Origin of the sequence: Catenibacterium sp. AM22-6LB (assembly GCF_003435615.1) — a bacterium.
GTDB lineage: Bacteria > Bacillota_I > Bacilli_A > Erysipelotrichales > Coprobacillaceae > Catenibacterium > Catenibacterium mitsuoka_A.
Window position 1 is genome coordinate 1 of record NZ_QTUM01000097.1, and the last position, 3,352, is coordinate 3,352.

Sequence of the window (3,352 nt, forward strand, 5' to 3'; positions counted from 1 at the left end):
AGTAGAAAATGTCATGCCCCTGTTGACATGACATATAAGCGACTGCCTGTCGCACAAAAGACTGGAGAGAAATTTCTCCAGTCCTAAATATTAGCTTTCTTTCTTAATAAGAATGAAAATAATAGAAATCATTGAGACTAAACCTAAACCAATTATCATTAATAGATTTGTTGGATCACCTGTTTGAATGATTTCTATTGGTGTATTCTCATAATCAAATGTATATGTATCACCCTTCACATTTTCATCAATGACGACCTTCTTAACTTCTGTAGATAAATGGTAGCCAAATGGTGCTTTTGTTTCTTTGATATAGTATGTACCATATCTTAAATCTTTAAATGTTGCACTACCATCTTTTGAAGAGGCAGCAGCCATACTATAAATACAATCAGGATCTTTGTAAAGTGTGAATTCAAAGTCTTTATCCTTGATTAATTGTTTTGTCTTTGCATCCACCTTATTCACCTGAATATTTACTAATACTGGCTTTTCTTTGATTTCTAAAGATAGGTCTTCTTCCCCAGAAACAGTAAATGTAGTATCTGTGACTGTTTGATATCCTCTAGGTGTCTTTGTTTCCTTAAGAATATATTCTTTACCTGCTTCTAGATGACTCACTGCATGGGCTTTACCATCAGTGATCCATTGATCAATGAGATTTCCTTCCATATCAAACACAGAGAACTGGGCATCTAATACAGGTTCTTCTGTTTCTTCATCTACCTTATCAATAGTAATTTCAGCATCTTTCATCACAACTTCCTGATTTTCGTTAGAAACTGTAAATGTGATAGATTCTGCTTTGACATAACCATCTGGCGCTGTTGTTTCAATAAGTGTATAAGTTTGACCTTCTTCTAGTCCACTGACATAATGAGGAACATGAGTAGAAGTCCATGAATCTACTACATTATTTGATTCATCTCTTACTTCTAGTTGTGCGCCTTCTAATTCTTCTTCACCAGTGATTGTTTTCTTTGAAACTGTAATCTGTCCATCCTTCATTACATATGCTTCATTCTTCTTCTCATGAGATACAGTGAATGTGATAGATTCAGCCTTAATATAACCATCTGGGGCTGTTGTTTCAATAAGTGTATATTTCTTTCCTTCTTCAAGTCCACTTACATAATGTGCTTCTTCACTTGAAGTCCATGAATCTACAACTTTATTAAATTCATCTCTTACTTCTAGATGAGCACCTACTACTTCCTTCTTACCAGTTAAATCTGTCTTAGAAATCTTAACCTGCTTATCTTTCATTACAACTGCTTGATTCTTCTTTTCTTTAGATACAGTAAACTTGATAGATTCAGCTTTCACAAAACCATTAGGTGCTGTGATTTCAGTTAAGATATAGTCATGTCCTTCAGTTAATCCTTTGATTGAATGAGGCTTATTGGTAGAAGTCCATGTATCAATAATCTTTCCATTCATATCTGTGACCTGCATCTTTGCACCTTTGATTTCATCTGTGCCTGCAATATCTTTCTTAGATGCAGTAACAGTCGTATCTATAAAAGTCATAGAGAACAGCTTATCGCCAGTGATCTTAACATATTGTGTTTCATCAGATAAGACAAAATTTTCTTTATTACCATCTTCTTGATCTGGTGCAGATAATTCTTTTACATAATATGAACCATATGGTAAATCACCAGATTTTGCGATACCTTTGTCATTTGTCTTAATAGACATCACAAGCTGACCTTTCTTATAAAGGGTATGACCGATATACATATCATTATTCGCATAAATACCAAATTCTCCACCCTTTAATGATTGATTATTTGTATCAGTCTTTAGTATTTCAATTTGTCCTACTTTTACTTTATCTTGAGATTCGACATGATTCCATACAATAGAAGTTGTCTGATCCTTATAAGTAAGTTCTACTGTATAAGTTTGAGGATCTAAGTTATAACCTACAGGAGCTTTTGTTTCTTTTACTGTATAAATACCTAATACAAGATTATTTAATTGACCACGACCTGTCTTATCAGTCATGATCTTACCTACTTCTTTATTTTCTGAGTTATATACTGTATATTCAGCACCTTCTAATGACGCTTCACCTTGTACAAGTCCATCTGCATCAGATTTCTTAATAAGAATTTGTCCTGTAGGGGCTTCATCAGTTATAGTGACTTCTGATGTTTCTCCTGGATTAACTGTTGTGCTAAATGTCGCTGTATTCACTAAATATCCATGAGGGGCATTCTTTTCAGTAATGGTATATTCACCTACTAATAAGTTATCAAGTACTATTTCACCATTTGTGACTTTTACATCCTGATTGAAGTTATTACCAGTCACATGGAAAATGGCACCATCTAATAGTTTTCCACCTACATCTGTCTTTCTAAGCTTTAATCTTCCAATCACTGCCTGGAACTGTGCATTCGCAAATGTAGTGACTTCTGGAGGAAGTGTATACCAAGTACTAATATGCTGGTATTTATCATTGCCATTATGAATAATTAATGGCGCAAATGTGAAACCTCCTGACTTATAACCAGAATAGACTGGACCTGTATAAGACGCATCTGCTTCATAATGCATTATATCTCCACCATAGATATCTACTGTTTCACCTGACTGGTTTCTTGTTTCATTGACGACCTTTGCTTTATTTGTACCAGTACTAATAGTAATATGATATCCATTAGGACCATTGAGTCTGACTGATTCTGATTTCTGTACTCTCGCATTTGGATCATAGTAAGTACTTAAATCATTCTTACTAAATAAAAGATTATTCTGATTCAAAGGATCAGGTTTAGAAGTTGCATAATTATAGAAATCAGCAATCTTACCTTTTTTAAGTGATGTATTAGAATAAGCATGAGAAAGCGCCATGGACATAATGACATTCTTTTCATCATCATTTAATCCATTCATACCGTCCCATGTTTGATAACCAAACCATCCATAATACATAATCTTACGTATATTCGCATATTTAGGTTCTGTGCTTGTATAAAAATCACCTGACATTGTCTGATTCGATGGGGTTGTTTTCTTATGTTCTATACACCAGGCTCTTCTTCCATCAATTGTGAAATTACCTACAGTACTGCCATATGCAGTAGATTTACCATGCCATTCCATTTTATAGGATGCTGCACTGACACTTTGTGTAGTGATTCCTAATATCATAAGTAATGATAATAGAACAGCACCTATTCTTCTTACAATATTCATCTTGTTTCCCTTTCCACTAAATAAAAAAGACATATATATGTCATGAGAGAATCTATATAAAACAGTCCAATGACTGTAATTGGAGTCAATCGAGTAGGAGAAAATAATTAAAATTATTTTCGTCCTCTCACACCACCGGGCAAGC

General features: G+C 34.1%; 1 protein-coding gene. It reads right to left on the reverse strand.

Features of this window, described 5'->3' with window-relative positions:
- Nucleotides 1-90: 90 nt before the first annotated feature.
- The gene (locus tag DW269_RS12255) at nt 91-3,207 is read right to left on the reverse strand and encodes a SpaA isopeptide-forming pilin-related protein (RefSeq protein WP_117460279.1); all 3,117 of its coding nucleotides are present in this window, start codon (nt 3,205-3,207) and stop codon (nt 91-93) included.
- Nucleotides 3,208-3,352: the final 145 nt, after the last annotated feature.